Origin of the sequence: Rugamonas rivuli, from assembly GCF_009380165.1 — a bacterium.
In the GTDB taxonomy this organism is placed as follows: Bacteria; Pseudomonadota; Gammaproteobacteria; order Burkholderiales; family Burkholderiaceae_D; genus Rugamonas; species Rugamonas rivuli.
This window is the reverse complement of the sequence record NZ_WHUF01000008.1, coordinates 275,650-292,158: the sequence shown is the minus strand read 5'-3', so window position 1 is coordinate 292,158 and position 16,509 is coordinate 275,650. Positions and strand designations below refer to the sequence as shown.

At 61.9% G+C, this 16,509-nt stretch carries 19 protein-coding genes; 6 read left to right on the top strand and 13 right to left on the bottom strand.

Annotated features, from left to right (window positions below; genetic code table 11):
- Positions 1 to 27: 27 nt before the first annotated feature.
- The 5 genes from fba to GEV01_RS26710 form a co-directional block, all read right to left on the bottom strand.
- Positions 28 to 1,092, bottom strand: a complete 1,065-nt coding sequence (gene fba, locus GEV01_RS26730) for a class II fructose-bisphosphate aldolase (RefSeq protein ID WP_152808802.1) — start codon at positions 1,090 to 1,092, stop codon at positions 28 to 30.
- A gap of 171 nt (positions 1,093 to 1,263) precedes the next feature.
- The gene (gene pyk / locus GEV01_RS26725; protein ID WP_008452504.1) at positions 1,264 to 2,715 is read right to left on the bottom strand and encodes a pyruvate kinase; all 1,452 of its coding nucleotides are present in this window, start codon (positions 2,713 to 2,715) and stop codon (positions 1,264 to 1,266) included.
- A gap of 191 nt (positions 2,716 to 2,906) precedes the next feature.
- Positions 2,907 to 4,124: a phosphoglycerate kinase gene (locus GEV01_RS26720; protein WP_152808800.1), complete on the bottom strand. Its 1,218-nt coding sequence runs from the start codon at positions 4,122 to 4,124 to the stop codon at positions 2,907 to 2,909.
- 68 nt (positions 4,125 to 4,192) lie between these two features.
- Positions 4,193 to 4,522 carry an AzlD domain-containing protein gene (locus tag GEV01_RS26715; RefSeq protein ID WP_008452508.1) on the bottom strand — a complete coding sequence of 110 codons (330 nt, stop codon included), beginning with the start codon at positions 4,520 to 4,522 and terminating at the stop codon, positions 4,193 to 4,195.
- On the bottom strand, positions 4,515 to 5,261 hold the full coding sequence (locus GEV01_RS26710; protein ID WP_070271088.1) for an AzlC family ABC transporter permease: 747 nt from the start codon (positions 5,259 to 5,261) through the stop codon (positions 4,515 to 4,517). The genes GEV01_RS26715 and GEV01_RS26710 overlap by 8 nt, the downstream gene beginning before the upstream one ends.
- Positions 5,262 to 5,398: 137 nt before the next feature.
- Between GEV01_RS26710 and GEV01_RS26705 the strand changes: the two genes are divergently transcribed.
- From GEV01_RS26705 to GEV01_RS26690, 4 genes are read left to right on the top strand one after another with little or no spacing between them, the layout of a single operon-like run.
- Positions 5,399 to 5,605, top strand: a complete 207-nt coding sequence (locus GEV01_RS26705; protein WP_117014229.1) for a zinc-finger domain-containing protein — start codon at positions 5,399 to 5,401, stop codon at positions 5,603 to 5,605.
- A 31-nt stretch (positions 5,606 to 5,636) separates the two neighbouring features.
- Positions 5,637 to 6,062, top strand: coding sequence for a YybH family protein (locus tag GEV01_RS26700; protein WP_152808798.1), 426 nt, complete (start codon positions 5,637 to 5,639; stop codon positions 6,060 to 6,062).
- Between the two features lie 22 nt (positions 6,063 to 6,084).
- On the top strand, positions 6,085 to 7,059 hold the full coding sequence (locus GEV01_RS26695; RefSeq protein WP_328595632.1) for a YheT family hydrolase: 975 nt from the start codon (positions 6,085 to 6,087) through the stop codon (positions 7,057 to 7,059).
- Complete coding sequence (locus GEV01_RS26690) at positions 7,052 to 7,633, top strand: DUF2946 family protein (RefSeq protein WP_152808796.1); 582 nt, start codon at positions 7,052 to 7,054, stop codon at positions 7,631 to 7,633. Before GEV01_RS26695 ends, GEV01_RS26690 begins: the two co-directional genes overlap by 8 nt.
- On the opposite strand, the gene GEV01_RS26685 is transcribed toward GEV01_RS26690, so the two are convergent.
- Positions 7,611 to 9,284 (bottom strand): M48 family metallopeptidase, encoded by a 1,674-nt coding sequence (locus GEV01_RS26685; RefSeq protein ID WP_152808794.1) that lies wholly within the window; start codon positions 9,282 to 9,284, stop codon positions 7,611 to 7,613. The two genes, GEV01_RS26690 and GEV01_RS26685, sit on opposite strands and share 23 nt — an antisense overlap.
- A gap of 112 nt (positions 9,285 to 9,396) precedes the next feature.
- Between GEV01_RS26685 and moaC the strand changes: the two genes are divergently transcribed.
- Positions 9,397 to 9,900, top strand: a complete 504-nt coding sequence (moaC, locus tag GEV01_RS26680; protein ID WP_152808793.1) for a cyclic pyranopterin monophosphate synthase MoaC — start codon at positions 9,397 to 9,399, stop codon at positions 9,898 to 9,900.
- 213 nt (positions 9,901 to 10,113) lie between these two features.
- Complete coding sequence (locus GEV01_RS26675) at positions 10,114 to 10,827, top strand: flagellar brake protein (RefSeq protein ID WP_008452526.1); 714 nt, start codon at positions 10,114 to 10,116, stop codon at positions 10,825 to 10,827.
- Between the two features lie 46 nt (positions 10,828 to 10,873).
- Here GEV01_RS26675 and GEV01_RS26670 read toward each other — a convergent pair whose 3' ends face one another.
- The 7 genes from GEV01_RS26670 to recX all read right to left on the bottom strand — a co-directional run bounded on the left by GEV01_RS26670 (position 10,874) and on the right by recX (position 16,445).
- Entirely contained in the window at positions 10,874 to 11,341 is a 468-nt protein-coding gene (locus GEV01_RS26670; RefSeq protein ID WP_152808791.1) for a pilin, read from the bottom strand.
- Between the two features lie 363 nt (positions 11,342 to 11,704).
- Positions 11,705 to 12,172 carry a pilin gene (locus tag GEV01_RS26665; protein ID WP_328595631.1) on the bottom strand — a complete coding sequence of 156 codons (468 nt, stop codon included), beginning with the start codon at positions 12,170 to 12,172 and terminating at the stop codon, positions 11,705 to 11,707.
- A 196-nt stretch (positions 12,173 to 12,368) separates the two neighbouring features.
- Positions 12,369 to 12,986 carry an FHA domain-containing protein gene (locus GEV01_RS26660; protein ID WP_268878377.1) on the bottom strand — a complete coding sequence of 206 codons (618 nt, stop codon included), beginning with the start codon at positions 12,984 to 12,986 and terminating at the stop codon, positions 12,369 to 12,371.
- 25 nt (positions 12,987 to 13,011) lie between these two features.
- Positions 13,012 to 13,893 carry a succinate--CoA ligase subunit alpha gene (gene sucD, locus GEV01_RS26655; protein ID WP_152808787.1) on the bottom strand — a complete coding sequence of 294 codons (882 nt, stop codon included), beginning with the start codon at positions 13,891 to 13,893 and terminating at the stop codon, positions 13,012 to 13,014.
- A gap of 13 nt (positions 13,894 to 13,906) precedes the next feature.
- Entirely contained in the window at positions 13,907 to 15,076 is a 1,170-nt protein-coding gene (sucC, locus tag GEV01_RS26650; RefSeq protein WP_152808785.1) for an ADP-forming succinate--CoA ligase subunit beta, read from the bottom strand.
- Between the two features lie 77 nt (positions 15,077 to 15,153).
- Positions 15,154 to 15,738, bottom strand: coding sequence for a DUF2889 domain-containing protein (locus GEV01_RS26645; protein ID WP_152808783.1), 585 nt, complete (start codon positions 15,736 to 15,738; stop codon positions 15,154 to 15,156).
- Between the two features lie 254 nt (positions 15,739 to 15,992).
- Complete coding sequence (recX, locus tag GEV01_RS26640) at positions 15,993 to 16,445, bottom strand: recombination regulator RecX (protein WP_152808781.1); 453 nt, start codon at positions 16,443 to 16,445, stop codon at positions 15,993 to 15,995.
- Positions 16,446 to 16,509: the final 64 nt, after the last annotated feature.

The window sequence follows — 16,509 nt, the reverse complement described above, 5'->3', positions numbered from 1 at the left end:
AGAATCGATCCGTTCCAAAACAGAATTTTACTTCACAATCTGGGACAGCTCGCCGGCCTTGTAACGCTCGGCCATTTTTTCCAGCGGGATGACTTTGATTTTCGACGCCTGGCCTTCGCAGCCGAACGACTGGAAGCGGGCGCGCACGATCAGCTCGGCGGCGGCGCGGGCTGGCTTCAGGAAGTCGCGCGGGTCGAATTTCGACGGGTTCTCGAACAGGAACTTGCGGGTGGCCGCGGTCATCGCCAGACGGATGTCGGTGTCGATGTTGATCTTGCGAACGCCGTGACGGATGCCTTCCTGGATTTCTTCGACTGGCACGCCGTAGGTTTCCTTCATGTCGCCGCCGAATTCGCGGATGATGGCCAGCAGTTCCTGCGGCACCGACGACGAACCGTGCATCACCAGGTGGGTGTTAGGGATGCGGGCGTGGATTTCCTTGATGCGGTCGATGGCCAGGATGTCGCCGGTCGGCTTGCGGGTGAACTTGTAGGCGCCGTGCGAGGTGCCGATGGCGATCGCCAGCGCGTCGCACTGGGTGCGCTGCACGAAGTCGGCGGCCTGGGCCACGTCGGTCAGCAGCTGTTCGCGGGTCATGGTGCCGTCGGCGCCGTGGCCGTCTTCCTTGTCGCCCTTCATGGTTTCCAGCGAACCGAGCACGCCCAGTTCGGCTTCCACCGTCACGCCGATGGCGTGCGAGAACTTGACCACTTCTTTCGATACTTCGACGTTGTACTCGTACGAAGCGACCGACTTGCCGTCCGCTTCCAGCGAGCCGTCCATCATCACCGAGGTGAAGCCGGAGCGGATCGCGGCCTGGCACACGGCCGGCGACTGGCCGTGGTCCTGGTGCATGACGACCGGGATGTGCGGATAGGCTTCGACGGCGGCGTCGATCAGGTGGCGCAGAAAGGCTTCGCCGGCATATTTGCGGGCGCCGGCCGAGGCTTGCATGATGACCGGGCTGTTCAGGGCATCGGCGGCGGCCATGATGGCCTGCACCTGCTCCAGATTGTTGACGTTGAACGCAGGGATGCCATAGCCGTTTTCAGCGGCGTGGTCCAGCAATTGACGCATGGATACGAGGGACATGGTAATACTCCAAACAATAAAAAAACCTGTCACCGGTCGCTCGTCATTCCCGCGCAGGCGGGAATCCATGCACCGCATGGATTCCCTCCATACGTCGGCTGCCAAAGAGGCGCAGCATGGGGGTAATTCGGGCAATGCCCGAATTACCGCTTTCGCACAACACGACCGGACTTATTTAGTAAATTCTCCAACCTTGACGATCTTCAGCGCATTGGTGCCGCCGACCTGGCCCATCGGCTCGCCCCAGGTGACGACGATCATGTCACCCTTCTTGACGATGCCGTACTCGACCAGCAAATCTTCCGCCTGCTTCAGCACTTCCGCGCTGCCGGCTTTTTGCAGCAGATTGTAGGCCTTCACGTTGCGGTACAGCGCCACCTTGCGCTGGGTCGTCACGCTGGGCGTCAGCGCGAAGATCGGCGTGTCGATGTTGTGACGGCTCATCCACAGCGCGGTCGAGCCGGACTCGGTCAGCGCCACGATCGCCTTCACCGCCAGATGGTGCGCGGTGAACAGCGCGCCATAGGCGATCGACTGGTCGATCCGGGTGAAGGTCGCATTGAGGAAGTCGGCGTCGAGCTTGTTGTACTCGGACTGCTCGGCTTCCACGCAAATGGCGGCCATCATTTCTACCGTTTCAATCGGATAACGGCCCGACGCGGTTTCCGCCGAGGTCATCACCGCATCCGTGCCGTCCAGCACCGCGTTGGCCACGTCCGATACTTCGGCGCGGGTCGGCACGGCGTTGAAGATCATCGACTCCATCATCTGGGTCGCGGTGATCGCCAGCTTGTTCGACTCGCGCGCCATGCGGATCATGCGCTTCTGCAGCGCCGGCACCGCCGCGTTGCCTACTTCCACCGCCAGATCGCCGCGCGCCACCATGATGCCGTCGGAAGCGTCGAGGATCTCCTGCAGCACAGGGATCGCTTCGGCGCGCTCGATCTTGGCGATCATCAGCGGCTTGTGGCCGAACGGCTCGCCGGCGATATTGGCCAGCTGGCGCGCCATTTCCATATCGGTCGCGCTTTTCGGGAACGAGATCGCCAGGTAATCGCACTGGAAACTCATTGCCGTCTTGATGTCTTCCATGTCCTTGGCGGTCAGCGCCGGCGCGGTCAAGCCGCCGCCCTGGCGATTGATGCCCTTGTTGTTGGACAGTTCGCCGCCGATTTTCACGGTGGTGTAAATCTCATGGCCGACGATCTTGTCGACCACCAGCACGATCAAGCCGTCGTTCAACAGCAGCTTGTCGTCGGCGCGCAAATCCTGCGGCAGCGCCTTGTAGTCCAGGCCGACGCGTTCCTGGTTGCCCAGTTCGCCGTTTTCGCCCCATTTTGCGTCCAGGATGAATTTATCGCCGTTCGCAAGGTCAATCTTACCATTTTCAAACTTGCCGACGCGGATTTTAGGACCCTGCATGTCGGCCATAATCGCCACTTCGCGGCCGCATTCGGCTGCCGCTTCGCGCACCAGGCGGGCGCGGTCGATGTGATCCTGCGCCTTGCCGTGCGAGAAATTCAGGCGCACGACATCGACGCCCGCACGTATCATTTTGACCAGGACGTTGAAGTCAGTGGAGGCTGGGCCGATCGTTGCAACAATTTTGGTACCACGGGACATAGGATTCCTTGAGCGTTGGGTCATGCGAACAGTCCCCGCAGATGCGGCGGGGACGCGGAAGAGCTGCGCTGTTTGGGGTGGCAAGGCCGGAATTTTGTAGCAAAGCTACAAAATTCTAGCCATTCCCAGGCATTAACTTGATTTTACTGTTAATTTGCTACACCGCACGACCGTGCTTTTATACCGGGTATTTACTGCGCCGCAGCACGCTGCGTCAAAATCTCCACCGCAGGCAGGGTCTTACCTTCCAGGAACTCCAGGAAGGCGCCGCCGCCGGTCGAGATGTAGCCGATCTGCTCGGTGATGTTGTACTTGGCGATGGCCGCCAGCGTGTCGCCGCCGCCGGCGATCGAGAACGCCTTGGAGCCGGCGATGGCCAGCGCCAGCGTCTTGGTGCCTTCGCCGAACTGGTCGAACTCGAACACGCCAACCGGGCCGTTCCAGACGATGGTGCCGGCGGCGCCGATTTGCGCGGCCAGGATGGCGGCGGTTTTCGGGCCGATGTCCAGGATCATGTCATCGTCGGCCACGTCAGCCACATCCTTGATGGTGGCGGCGGCGGTCGGCGAGAATTCCTTGGCGCAGACGACGTCGACCGGGATAGGCACTTGGGCGCCGCGCTTGGCCATGATCTCGATGATGGCCTTGGCTTCTTCAACCAGCTCGTTTTCCACCAGCGACTTGCCGATGTTCAGGCCGACGGCCTTCATGAAGGTGTTGGCGATGCCGCCGCCGACGATCAGGTTGTCGACCTTGTCGGCCAGCGCCTTCAGGATGGACAGCTTGGACGACACCTTGGAACCGGCGACGATGGCCAGCAGCGGACGGGCCGGGGCGCCCAGCGCCTTGCCCAGCGCGTCCAGCTCGGCGGCCAGCAGCGGGCCGGCGGAGGCGATCGGCGCGAACTTGGCGATGCCGTGCGTCGAGGCTTCGGCGCGGTGCGCGGTGCCGAAAGCGTCGTTGACGTAGATGTCGCACAAAGCGGCCATTTTCTGCGCCAGTTCGTCGCTGTTCTTCTTCTCGCCCTTGTTGACGCGTACGTTTTCCAGCAATACCACTTGGCCGGCTTGCAGGTTTTCCAGGCCGGCGCCGTCTACCCAGTTCTGTTTCAGTTCGACCGGCTGGCCCAGCAGCTCGGCCAGGCGCGCGGCGACCGGCGCCAGGCTGTCTTCCGGCTTGAACTCGCCTTCGGTCGGGCGGCCCAGGTGGGACGTGACCATGACCTTGGCGCCGGCGGCCGCGGCAGCCTTAATGGCTGGAACGGAAGCGCGGATGCGCGTATCTTCGGTGATATTGCCGCTATCATCCTGCGGCACGTTCAAGTCGGCGCGGATGAAAACGCGCTTGCCTTGCAGCGCATTCTGGGCGATGAGATCTTGCAGACGGATGAAGTTCAAAACAGCGGACATGGCTACCCAAAGGTCGAGTTGAGGAAAGAGCGCTATTTTACCGCAAGGACGGGGTGATTTATCTGTTATTAAAATACATGCATCAGTCGCAAAACCGTGTAAAAGCCCATGCCGAACACAATCGTCTGCAACATATTTCGGCGCAGCAAGTAAAAAATCGTCGCGACGATGCCTGATACCAGTTTGAGATTGCTCAAATCGAGCAGCGGGTGGCTGTCGACCAGCACCAGGTCCGGCGCGACGATGGCGGCCAGTGCGCAGGCCGGCGCGTAGCGCAGCATTTCCTGCACCCGCTTGGGGATGGTGATGTGCTGGCCGATCAGCCAGAACGAGCTGCGCGTGGCGGCGGTGGCCAGCGCCAGCACGCCGATCACGGCCCAGATTTCCCAATCAGCCATGGTGTTTTCTCCATTTTTCGACGCCCTCTTCGACCGCCATCGAGGTCAGCATGCCGACCAGCACGGCCAGCAGCAGGCCCAGCTTGTACGGCAGGCCGGCCGCCAGCACCGACACCACGCCGGCCACCAGCACGCCGCACAGCGCGGGACGGCCCACCATCAGCGGGATCATCACGCAGATGATGGCCAGGGTGCCGGCAAAGCCCAGCCCCCATTCGGTGGGCACGGCGCTGCCGAGGAAGATGCCGGCGATCGAGCCGATCTGCCAGGCGGCCCAGTTCGGGTACAGCAAGCCCTTCAGATAGGACAGCTTGCCCACCTGCGGCGCCTCGCTCGGATATTTTTGCAGGAACAGGGCGACCGTCATGTCGCCGGCCACGTAGCCGAGCACGAAACGCTTGCGCCACGGCAGGTGGGCGAAGTGCGGCGCCAGCAGTGCCGAAAAGATCACGAAACGCAGGTTGACCACGAAGGCGGTGGCGAAGATGACCCAGATCGGCGAATGCGAGGCGATCAGCGGCAGCGCGGCCAGCTGGGCCGATCCGGCGAACACCAGCAGCGTCATGCCCAGCGCCTGCGGCACCGTCAGGCCGCTCTTGACCATGGCGATGCCGACCACCAGGCCCCAGGCGCCGATGCCGAACAGGGTGGGAGTGCCGGTCTTCAAGCCTTCGCGCCACGAGGGTTCGTGGTGCTCGGCGACGTAGGGCTGGGGAGGTGTGCTGCTCAAATCGGTCATGTGCGTAGTCGTGTGTCATTCCCGCCACATAGCGGGCCGCACCGGGGTTGTAGAGGCGCTATTTTACCGATGATTTTTGCTCAATGCGCGAATCCGTTAAAATCGTGGTTTTCCCCAGCCTTTCGGAGCATAAGAATATGACCAACGCCCACACGTCCGCCGCCACCAATGCAGTCGAGCTCGAAGGCAAGGATCTGCCGGCCCACTGCCCCAACCCGGCCATGCCGCTGTGGTCGTCGCACCCGCGCGTGTTCCTGGAATTCAACCACGACGGCATCGCCAAGTGCCCATACTGCGGCACCGCCTACCGCCTGAAACCGGGCACCGTCGTCGGCCACCACTAATCCCCGCCAGCCAGCACGCCCCGGAGCCAGCATGCCCACCAAGCGAGTCAAGCAGTTGAACGGCAGCGCCGCAGAAACCGAAGCGGCTTTTTACGACGCGCTCAACCGCGCCGACCTGGACACCCTGATGTCCCTGTGGGCCGACGACGACGAGATCGTCTGCGTGCATCCGGGCGGGCCGCGCCTGATCGGCCACGCGGCGATCCGCACCTCGTGGGCGGCGATCCTGGAACACGGCGGCCTGCACATCGTGCCGACGCAGTTGCATGAAACCCACAATCTGATGAGCTCGGTGCACACCGTGGTCGAGGGCACGACCGCCGGCGGCGAGGCCGCGCACCTGGTCGCCACCAACGTCTACGTCAAGACGCCGCGCGGCTGGCGCATCGTGCTGCACCACGCATCGGTGGCGCCGGGCGCGGCGCCGGCGGACAGCCACAGCCAGATCCTGCACTGACCGCCGCCCGATTGCATCCGCCGTGAAGTACAACGCTCCCTTCTGGCTGCCCAGCGGCCACCTGCAAACCATCTACCCCGCCCTGTGCATCGCCAGGCCGGCGGTGCAGTTCCGGCGCGAGCGCTGGGAGGCGCCGGACGGCGATTTCGTCGATGTCGATTTCGTCGACGGCCAGCCGGGCCAGCCTTTCGTGGTGCTGTTCCACGGGCTGGAAGGCTCGTCCGACAGCCACTACGCGCGGGCGCTGATGGCGGCCGTGGCGGCACGCGGCTGGTCGGGCGCGGTGCCGCATTTCCGCGGCTGCTCCGGCGAGCCCAACCGTGCGCCGCGCTTCTACCATTCCGGCGATGCCGCCGAGATCGACTGGATCGTACGCCGCCTGCATGCACGTAGCAGCGGCAAGTTCTACGCCACCGGCGTCTCGCTGGGCGGCAACGCGCTGCTGCGCTGGCTGGGCGAGTCGCAGCACCAGGCCGACTTCGTCGACGCCGCCTGTTCGGTGTCGGCGCCGCTGGACCTGGCGCAGGGCGGCGTCTCGCTGTCGAGCGGCTTCAACATGCTCTACACGCGCATGTTCCTGCAAACGCTCAAGCCCAAGTGCGTGGCCAAGCTCCAGCAATTCCCCGGCCTGTTCGACCTCGACGCGCTGCACGCCGCGCGCGACCTGTACGCCTTCGACAACGTGGTGACGGCGCCGCTGCACGGCTACCGCAACACCGACGATTACTGGGACCGCGCCAGCGCCAAGCACGTGCTGAACGACATCACCGTGCCGACGCTGGTGCTGAACGCGAAGAACGATCCCTTCCTGCCGGGCCGCCATCTGCCGCAGCGTGCGGCGGCCAACGTGGTATTGGACTATCCTGCCGAGGGCGGCCATGTGGGCTTCGCGGTCGGCGGCCTGCCGGGCAAGCTGCACTGGCTGCCGCAGCGCCTGCTCAACTTCATGACGGGCGCGACCGCCACCAACGACGCACTGGCAGAACAACATGGATGACATCGTCAAGCAAGCCCTGGCCAAATGGCCGAACGTGCCCTACTGCTACGGCTGGCTGGGCCTGGATGCGCGCGGCAACTGGCGCATGCGCGACGAGCGCGCCCAGCACCTGAACCTGCCGGGCGACAAATTGCGTCATGCGGCGCTGATGGCCTTCATCGTCCGCAACTACGCGGCCGACGAGCGCGGCTGCTGGTATTTCCAGAACGGTCCGCAGCGCGTGTACGTGCAGCTGGAGGCCACGCCCTACATCGTCCGCACCGATCCGGCGCAGGGCTGGCTGCTGCATACGGGCGCGGCGCTGGGGCCGGTCGAGGAAGTGGTGCTGACGGAGACGGGCGCGCTGGTCTTGCGCAGCGGCGACGCGGTGGCGCAGCTGGACGACCGCGATTTCACGCAGGTGCTGCATCGCCTGCAAATGGACGGCGCCGCCGTGGACGACGACGCCTTGCTGGCGTGGATGGATGGCGCCGCTGCCGGCGCGCTGACGCTGGACGGCGTGGCCGTGCAGCGCGTGGCGGCGGCCGAACTGCCGGCGCGCTACGGCTACGTCAGCGTACCTGCCGCCCCTTAGTCAGGCTGTCGGCATCCTGGCGCATGCGGTCGAAGCGGTTGGCCGGCGTCGTGCTTTCCGCATCGTGGCGCATCTCCGCCTTGAACGCCGGGCGCGATTCCGCCTCGCGTAAATCCTTTTTGCCCTTCTCGCCCAGCTCCTCGCGGCGGCGCGCCTGCAACTCGCGCTCGCGGGCGTCGATCACGGCCTGGTCGTAGAACGAGGCGTCGGGCGCCTTGCGCGCATAGCTCAGCTGGTCCAGCGCGGACAGCACACCGCCCTGCAATACATACGATTCGGCCAGCGCGATATGCTGCAAGGCCAGCTTGCCCTGCTTGGAATAGGCTTGCGCCAGCAAGTCGTAGGCGTCCGGGTCTTCGCGGTACAGCTGCACCTGGTCGCGCAGATAGGTGGCCGCCTGCTCCAGCTTGCCCGCCGCGATCAAGGCTTCGCCATATTGGTGGGCGATGCCGCGCGACAGCGGGAATTGCAGGTGCGCCGCTTCCGCCTCGGCCAGACCTTTTTCGATCATGGCCTTGTCGTCCGGCTGCGCCAGCTTGATCTCTATCGACGTGCTGACGAAGATCGAATCCGGCGCCGGCCGCGGGGCCGCGCTGAAGGTGCCGGCGGCGGGCGGCTTGTCGAAGGTCGCGCGCGCCTTGTCGAGCCAGGCCTGGGCGTTCGCGGTCTCGCCTTTTTTCAGCGACAGGAAGGCCATGCCGTACTGGCCGGCCGTGACCTGCTGACGGTTCTCCTGCTTCATCTGGCCTTCAAAGAAAGTCTTGGCCTCGGCCAGGCCGTTGCTGCTGGAATCCTGCAGCACGCGGGCGCGCGAACGCACCAGGTAGAAGTCCAGGCTGTCCTGGCGCTGCTTGTATGGCTGCTCGCGGATGCGCGCCTGGATGTCGGCGATGCGCTCGGTGGTCAACGGGTGGCTTTGCAGATAGGCCGGCACCAGGTCGCTGTAGTTGCGGGTCGCCACCTGCATGCGCTGGAAGAAGGCCACCATGCCCGAGGTATCGTAACCGGCCGCGCCCATGATCTGGAAGCCGATGCGGTCGGCTTCTCGCTCGGCGTCGCGGCCGAAATTGAGTTGACGCTGGATCGCCAGGCCCTGCCCGGCAGAGAACACGCCGAGCGCCGCGTCGCCGCCGGCCTTGGAGGCCAGCGCCGCCAGGATCATCGCCGCCAGCGGGATCAGCGCATCCTGCTTCTGCTGGCCGATGGAGCGGGCGATGTGGCGCTGCACCACGTGGCCGATCTCGTGGCCCAGCACCGACGCCAGTTCCGATTCGGACTGGGCCGCCAGCAGCAGCGCCGAGTGGACGGCGATGAAACCGCCGGGCAGCGCGAAGGCGTTCAGTTGCGGATCGCGCACGGCGAAGAAGTAGTAATCGAAATTGGCCTCGCCGCGCGCGCCGGGACGGGCTGCGACCAGCGAGTTGCCGAAGTTGTTCAGGTATTCGAGGATGGGGCCGTCGTCGAGGAAATCGTGGTCGCGGCGGATATCGCGCATAATTTCCTCGCCCAGCTTGCGCTCCATCAGCGGCGACAAGTCCTGGCGTTCGGTATCGCCGAGCGCGGGCAGGTTGGGGATTTTGGCGGGCGCCAGCACATCCTGGGCCATGGCCAGCGGCATGGCGACCAGCAGCGCGGCGGCGACTGCGCGCATACGCAGGGAGCGGGGGGAACGTTTTGTATTCACGATGATATGATACCCGCAACTTGGGCGCTCACGCACGGCGTCCGCCGACGAATTATTTTGTTACGTTTTTCAGCCTACCATGACCATCGAAAACTCCGCGCCCGCCGACCACCTGACCCACTTCGACAGCTCCGGCCAGGCGCACATGGTCGACGTCGGCGCCAAGACGGAGACGCACCGCATCGCGCTGGCCAGCGGCACCATCCGCATGAAACCGGAGACGCTGGCCATCATCACCGGCGGCACGGCCAAGAAAGGCGACGTGCTGGGCATCGCGCGGATCGCCGCCATCATGGCGTCCAAGCGCACCAGCGACCTGGTGCCGCTGTGCCACCCGCTGGCCTTGACCCGCGTGACGGTGGATTTCGAGACCGATGTCGCCGCGTCGAGCGTGCACTGCAAGGCGCAGGTTGAAACCTACGGCAAGACCGGGGTGGAAATGGAGGCGCTGACCGCCGTGCAAGTCGGGCTGCTGACCGTGTACGACATGTGCAAGGCGGTGGACCGGGGCATGGTGATGACCGATATCCGCGTGATGGAGAAGCATGGCGGCAAGTCGGGCGACTGGAGCGTCACGAGCTAACTCGTCTTCCCTCCTCCATCTCCCTGATGAGCGCCGAAATGCAACGGTTTTCGGCGTTGCGCCCCCTCCTGTTGGCTAGTCTGCGACCATTTGGCATCTCAACCTATTGTCTGATTGTTACCTTTGCATGGCGCGTATATAATAAATGTTGCTGAAGTAATTTTTGACGTAGGCCTCACCGTACCCGCCTCGCGCATACGAGAAAGAATTTGAATGAGCAGCAACCCTCCTCCACCGAGCGAAGCCAAGACTCAGGAATACGAATTCGAACAGATGAACCTGCAGGTGGGCGGCAGGATTCAGTTCATTACTCATCGCACCATCAAGCCTATCCAGCACTTCTCCACGCTGATCGGCTGGGTCAAAGACGAGTATATGATCGTCAAGGTTCCGTTCGAGAATGGCGCACCGATCGCCCTCAATGACGGCGACAAGCTGACCATCCGCGTCTTCTCCGGCGTCAACGTCTGCTCATTCTCTTGCGTCGTGCAACGCGTGTTCCCACGGCCGCTGTTCTATGTCCATCTGTCGTTCCCGGTGTCGATCCAGGGCACCAGCCTGCGCGCGGCGATGCGGGTCAAGGTCGATATCCCGGCCCAGGTGACCTCGCCGGCCGGTACCACCTCGGTATTCCTGGTGAACCTGAGCGTTTCCGGCGCGCTGATCGAGTCGGCAAAAAAACTGTCCGAGGACGAGGCTCAGGTCGGCCTGTCCTTCTACCTGATCGCCCAGCCCGGCAACCGCCAGGTGCGCATCAATCCGAATGCCACCATCCGCAACATCAACGTGGTCAAGCCGGCCACCAGCGACAAGGCCGAGGTGTTCACCTACGGCGTGCAGTTCATCGACCTGGATCCGGTCCACTACACCATGCTGCAAAACCTGACCTACGAGGCGCTGATCGCCGATCGGCAGAAGATCGTCTGAGACGAAAAAAAACCGGCCGAAGCCGGTTTTTTTTAGCCCAAGAACATTAAGGGGCGACGTTGTTTTTGGTCAGTGCTTGCGACGCTGCGGTGTTGGTGACGGTGGTGGTCACGTTCCAGGTTACGTTCGCTGCACCAGCGGCGATGGTCGGGGTGAAGGTCGCGGTTTTGCCGTCGATGTCCTTGCCGACGCCGGCAGCGAAGGTTTCAACAATCACGCCGTCGGTAACGGTGGCGCCGGAAACTTCTTTGGTCGGGGTGAAGGTCGGTACACCTTTGGCGCCGGCGTTGCAACCGGTCAGATCCCCTCCACCTTCCTGGGCGCACAGTGCCACCGCAGTCTTGATCGAATCGATCGCGCCCTGGGCATTCGCCATCTTGGCTTTCACCGTGTAGTCGCTGTACGCCGGGATCGCCACGGCGGCCAGAATACCGATAATGGCAACCACGATCATCAGTTCGATCAGGGTGAAGCCGGCTTGTGCTTGTTTCTTCATCATTTTCACGGATTTCATTTTCGACTCCTGGGGGTGTGTTGAACATCAAAATTTGGTAGGACACTTAGCTATGAGCAATTGGTGTGCCACCCAATTTCCGGGGTGAAAACCCGCAAAATCTGCCAAAAACTGTCGCTTTTCGCCACCAGGGCTGCCGTTTTTTGTCAATCGCAGCGACGCAATTTGTCAACCGGCTAGGACGCTGACAAATATTGTCAGGCGATTCTGAGGGGCCCCATGCGTGCCGCCCAAGTCGCCCGGCCTGCCGGGCACTGATCGTCGAGCGTCAAAAAATCGTCGGAAACGAAAAAACCCGCCAGTCTGAACGCGATCTTGATCGCGCTCAGACTGGCGGGTTTTTTTTCGTCTAACCCAGGAGCGTTATGGGACGATGTTGTTCTTGGTCAGCGCTTGCGACGCTGCGGTGTTGGTGACGGTGGTGGTCACGTTCCAGGTTACGTTAGCTGCACCGGCGGCGATGGTCGGGGTAAAGGTTGCGGTTTTGCCATCGATGTTTTTGCCGACGCCGGTGGCGAAGGTTTCAACGATCACGCCGTCGGTAACGGTGGCGGCGGACACTTCCTTGGTCACGGTGAAGGTCGGTACGCCTTTGGCGCCGGCGTTGCAACCGGTCAGATCGCCTCCACTTTCCTGAGCGCACAGTGCCACCGCAGTCTTGATCGAATCGATCGCGCCCTGGGCATTCGCCATCTTGGCTTTCACCGTGTAATCGCTGTACGCCGGGATCGCCACGGCGGCCAGGATACCGATAATGGCGACTACGATCATCAGTTCGATCAGAGTGAAGCCGGCCTGTGCTTGTTTCTTCATCATTTTCATGGGTTGCATTTTCGACTCCTGGGGGTGTGTTGAACGACAAAATTAGATGGGACACCCAGCTATTCGCAATTGATGTGCCACCCCGTTTTGCTGCTCAAAACCGCCAAATCTGCCAAAAACTGTCGCTTTAGGCTGCTCGGACTGCCGTTTTTTGTCAGTCGTGGCGTCGCAATTTGCCTGCTTGCCACGTAGCTGACAAATATTGTCAGGAGATGCGAAAGGCCATGTGCGTGCCGCCCAGGTCGATCACGTCGCCATGGTTCAAGCGCTGCGGCTGCTTGCCGAGGGGGATGTCGTTGACCAGCGGCGCCTGCGCGCCCTCCTGGTGGGTGATGGTGTAGGCGTCCGGGTGGCGATGGATCACCACCACCTGCACGCCGGCGCGGCCGAGCGTGGTCTGCGGCTTGGTCAGCGCCATTTGTTTGCCGGCATTGTTGCCGTTTAAGACTTCGATCTGCGCCAGCACGGGCGCCGCCGCCATCATCGGCCGTACGCCGTCGGCGACAAACTCGACCTGGAACTTGGCCATCTTGATCACATCCTGGTGCTGCAGGAAGTGCTTGCCGATACGGTGGCCGTTGACGAAGGTGCCGTTGGTGCTGTGCAGATCTTCCAGAAAGGAGTCGTCAAGGATGGTGACGATGACCGCGTGGTCGCCGCTGACGGCCGGATGCGTCAGCACGATGTCGTTGCGCGGGTGACGGCCGATGGTCATCCGCTCTTTGCTCAGTTGTACTTGCTGTTCTAATTGTCCGTCCCGCGAGATAAGGATCTTCGCCAATCTGTTCTCCAATGAAAAAGGGGAGCCTGAGCTCCCCTTCATTATTCCACATTAAAGCAAGCTGTTATTACAGCATGGCTTTCAGCAGACGCGCCATTTCGGACGGGTTTTTGGTGACGGTGATGCCGCAAGCTTCCATGATTTCCAGTTTGGCTTGTGCGGTGTCAGCGCCGCCGGAGATCAGCGCGCCGGCGTGGCCCATGCGCTTGCCCGGAGGAGCGGTAACACCGGCGATGAAGCCGACGACCGGTTTTTTCATGTTGTCTTTGATCCAGTAAGCCGCGTTGGCTTCGTCTGGACCGCCGATTTCGCCGATCATGATGACCGCGTCGGTATCAGGATCGTCGTTGAACATCTTCATGACGTCGATGTGCTTCAGACCGTTGATCGGGTCGCCGCCGATGCCGACTGCCGACGATTGGCCCAGGCCCAGTGCGGTCAGCTGACCGACTGCTTCATAGGTCAGGGTGCCCGAACGCGAAACCACGCCGATACGACCCTTGCGGTGGATGTGGCCTGGCATGATGCCGATCTTGATTTCGTCAGGGGTGATCAGGCCTGGGCAGTTAGGGCCCAGCAGCAGGGTTTTCGAACCGGCTTTAGCCATGCGATCCTTCAAAGCCATCATGTCGCGGACAGGGATGCCTTCGGTGATGCAAATAGCCAGATCCATTTCAGCTTCGACAGCTTCCCAGATCGCGGCGGCCGCGCCTGCTGGCGGTACGTAGATGACCGACACGTTGGCGCCGGTTTCTTTTTTCGCTTCGGTAACGTTAGCGAAAATAGGAATGCCTTCGAAGTCTTCGCCGGCTTTCTTAGGGTTCACGCCTGCTACGAAAGCAGCTTTGCCGTTCGCGTAGTCGCGGCACATGCGGGTGTGGAACTGGCCGGTCTTGCCGGTGATCCCTTGAGTAACAACTTTGGTATCTTTATTGATCAGAATGGACATGTTGATTCCTTAATTAAGCTTGACCGGCAGCGGCTGCTACGACGCTCTTCGCTGCATCTTCCATGGTGTCGGCAGCGATGATAGGCAGACCGGAATCGGCCAGCATCTTCTTGCCCAGGTCTTCGTTGGTGCCCTTCATGCGGACGACCAGTGGCACTTTCAGCGAAACAGCTTTCGATGCGGTGATCACGCCTTCGGCGATCACGTCGCAGCGCATGATGCCGCCGAAGATGTTGACCAGGATGGCTTTCAGGCCTGGGTTTTTCAGCATGATCTTGAACGCTTCGGTCACTTTCTCAGCCGTGGCGCCACCGCCTACGTCCAGGAAGTTGGCTGGCTCACCGCCGAACAGCTTGATGGTGTCCATGGTAGCCATGGCCAGGCCGGCGCCGTTCACCAGGCAGCCGATGTTGCCGTCCAGGGAGATGTAGGCCAGGTCGAATTTCGATGCTTCGACTTCAGCTGGATCTTCTTCGTCCAGATCGCGGTAAGCGACGATTTCCGGTTGACGGAACAGCGAGTTGGCGTCGAAGTTGAACTTGGCGTCCAGAGCGATGACCTTGCCCGAACCGGTCAGGATCAGCGGGTTGATTTCGGCCAGCGACGAGTCGGTTTCCCAGTAGGCTTTGTACAGGCCTTGCAGGTTGGTGACGGCGTCGGCGATCGAAGCTTCCGGCACACCGATCTTGGCGGCGATGCCAGCGGCTTCAGCGTCGGTCAGGCCGATCGACGGATCGATGGCGATCGAGTGCAGCAGTTCTGGGTGGGACTCGGCAACTTCTTCGATGTCCATGCCGCCTTCGGAGGAAGCCATCAGCACAACGCGCTGCGATACGCGGTCGGTGACCAGCGAAACGTACAGTTCTTTCTTGATGTCCGCGCCTTCTTCGATCAGCAGGCGGCGTACTTTCTGGCCTTCAGGGCCGGTCTGGTGCGTGACCAGCTGCATGCCCAGGATCTGCTCGGAGAATTCTTTAACTTGTTCCAGCGATTTGGCAACTTTAACGCCGCCGCCTTTACCACGGCCACCGGCGTGGATTTGTGCTTTCACAACCCAGACCGGACCGCCCAAGGTTTCAGCAGCTTTGACTGCTTCTTCAACGGACATGCACGGAATACCGCGCGGAACCGTCACTCCGAATTTTCGGAGGATTTCTTTGCCTTGATACTCATGGATTTTCATGCTGGCTTCCCTTCTGATGCTGATGTGTAAAAATCGGTTGATACTGCGAAATGTGTGAATCTAGTAAGCAGAGATTGCTACGCGCCACCTGGTGCTGCTTTGGCCACCCAGCGCGGGTAAAACTGTGCCACTGCTGCGCCGTCGGTGCGCAGGGCATGGCATTTGTCGAGTTGAAACGGCTTGTGGCGCGGCACGCCTTGGTCCTCGGTGGCCGCGTCGTTGGTCGACCAGACATCGTTGGCGAACGCCTGCACCGCGGCCGTGGGCAGGATCTGCGCCAGTTCGGTCAAATGGGTGCAGCCGGAAATACCGGCCAGGCGTTGCTTGAGCTCGTGGCGGAAACCCTTCATCAGGTTCAGGCCGACCAGCTGTTTTTTGTAATCGGGGGCGATGGTGTCGCAGTGGCCGGGATACGGAACGGCATCGGATGCGGCTTCGGCATCGACGATGTTCAGTTGCAGATCGACGGTCAAACGCAGGTGCAGGTCATGCAGGGGAGTGCCGGCAGCGCGCGGGCCGGAGGCCAGCATGGTGTCGATGACTTTGATATCGGTGATATGGGCGTCAAGATCCCACAGCCCGTCATCGCGTGCGTACGCTTGGACGGCAATTGCGCGCGTGTGCCGGAGCGCACGTCGGGTAACTGGAGTTGACAGGGACATAAGACCGATGCCGCTCTCGCGGCAGAAATTTAGTAAGCAGCCATGTGCTGATCGCACGTGTCCGCAGCTTCTACGGACAACTACCGCACCTGCGGCGCTGCAAAAACCCCAAAAGTGTAGCACATCGGTGCCTCAAGTTGCGTCAGAACATAACTTTGAGCATTGAAAATGGCGGTTTCGAGAGCTTTTTGGCAAGAAATTCACCAGTCTTATTTCAGTCATGGAAACATTGCATGGTGCGGCGCGGCAATGTTCTAGTCGTCTTCCGGGGCGCCCTTGAGCGCGGTCTGCACGGCGCGCTGGGAAAATCCCCGTTGCAGCAGGAAGCGCATCTGCTTGTTGCGTTCCTGTGGATCGGCGGCCACGGTGCCGAACTTGCGGTTCCAGACTTCGACGCAGCGCTCGGTTTCGCCTTCGGCCAGGCCGGCCTTCAATTCCTGCAATTCCTCGCCCTTGATGCCGTGGCTTTGCAGCTCGGCGACGATGCGGCTGTTGCCGAAGCGGGCCGAACGGCGGTGGATCAGTGCTTCCGAAAAGCGTTCCTGCGACAGCCAGTTGTTCTTTTCCAGCAGGTCGAGCAGAGCTTCGACGTCGTCGCCCTCTTCCGCGTAGCGCGCCAGCTTGCGGGCCAGCTCCATGCGGCTGTGTTCGCGCATCGACAGGTAGCGCAGGGCGCGGCCCTTCAGGCTGAGTTGCGGTGCTGCCATAAAAACCCTCTGCACAATGAGAAAACCACCGCTTGCACAGGCAAGGCGGTGGTTCGGGATAAAG

Bases quoted from the DNA above. Each gene is read 5' to 3' on its own strand.
- moaC (WP_152808793.1), top strand. From the start codon at position 9,397: ATGACCATCGAAAACTCCGCGCCCGCCGACCACCTGACCCACTTCGAC.
- GEV01_RS26715 (WP_008452508.1), bottom strand. From the start codon at position 4,522: ATGGCTGATTGGGAAATCTGGGCCGTGATCGGCGTGCTGGCGCTGGCC.
- GEV01_RS26645 (WP_152808783.1), bottom strand. From the start codon at position 15,738: ATGTCCCTGTCAACTCCAGTTACCCGACGTGCGCTCCGGCACACGCGC.
- GEV01_RS26675 (WP_008452526.1), top strand. From the start codon at position 10,114: ATGAGCAGCAACCCTCCTCCACCGAGCGAAGCCAAGACTCAGGAATAC.
- GEV01_RS26685 (WP_152808794.1), bottom strand. From the start codon at position 9,284: ATGCGCGCAGTCGCCGCCGCGCTGCTGGTCGCCATGCCGCTGGCCATG.
- GEV01_RS26710 (WP_070271088.1), bottom strand. From the start codon at position 5,261: ATGACCGATTTGAGCAGCACACCTCCCCAGCCCTACGTCGCCGAGCAC.
- sucD (WP_152808787.1), bottom strand. From the start codon at position 13,893: ATGTCCATTCTGATCAATAAAGATACCAAAGTTGTTACTCAAGGGATC.
- pyk (WP_008452504.1), bottom strand. From the start codon at position 2,715: ATGTCCCGTGGTACCAAAATTGTTGCAACGATCGGCCCAGCCTCCACT.
- sucC (WP_152808785.1), bottom strand. From the start codon at position 15,076: ATGAAAATCCATGAGTATCAAGGCAAAGAAATCCTCCGAAAATTCGGA.
- GEV01_RS26660 (WP_268878377.1), bottom strand. From the start codon at position 12,986: ATGAAGGGGAGCTCAGGCTCCCCTTTTTCATTGGAGAACAGATTGGCG.
- GEV01_RS26720 (WP_152808800.1), bottom strand. From the start codon at position 4,124: ATGTCCGCTGTTTTGAACTTCATCCGTCTGCAAGATCTCATCGCCCAG.
- fba (WP_152808802.1), bottom strand. From the start codon at position 1,092: ATGTCCCTCGTATCCATGCGTCAATTGCTGGACCACGCCGCTGAAAAC.
- GEV01_RS26665 (WP_328595631.1), bottom strand. From the start codon at position 12,172: ATGCAACCCATGAAAATGATGAAGAAACAAGCACAGGCCGGCTTCACT.
- recX (WP_152808781.1), bottom strand. From the start codon at position 16,445: ATGGCAGCACCGCAACTCAGCCTGAAGGGCCGCGCCCTGCGCTACCTG.
- GEV01_RS26690 (WP_152808796.1), top strand. From the start codon at position 7,052: ATGGATGACATCGTCAAGCAAGCCCTGGCCAAATGGCCGAACGTGCCC.
- GEV01_RS26700 (WP_152808798.1), top strand. From the start codon at position 5,637: ATGCCCACCAAGCGAGTCAAGCAGTTGAACGGCAGCGCCGCAGAAACC.
- GEV01_RS26670 (WP_152808791.1), bottom strand. From the start codon at position 11,341: ATGAAATCCGTGAAAATGATGAAGAAACAAGCACAAGCCGGCTTCACC.
- GEV01_RS26705 (WP_117014229.1), top strand. From the start codon at position 5,399: ATGACCAACGCCCACACGTCCGCCGCCACCAATGCAGTCGAGCTCGAA.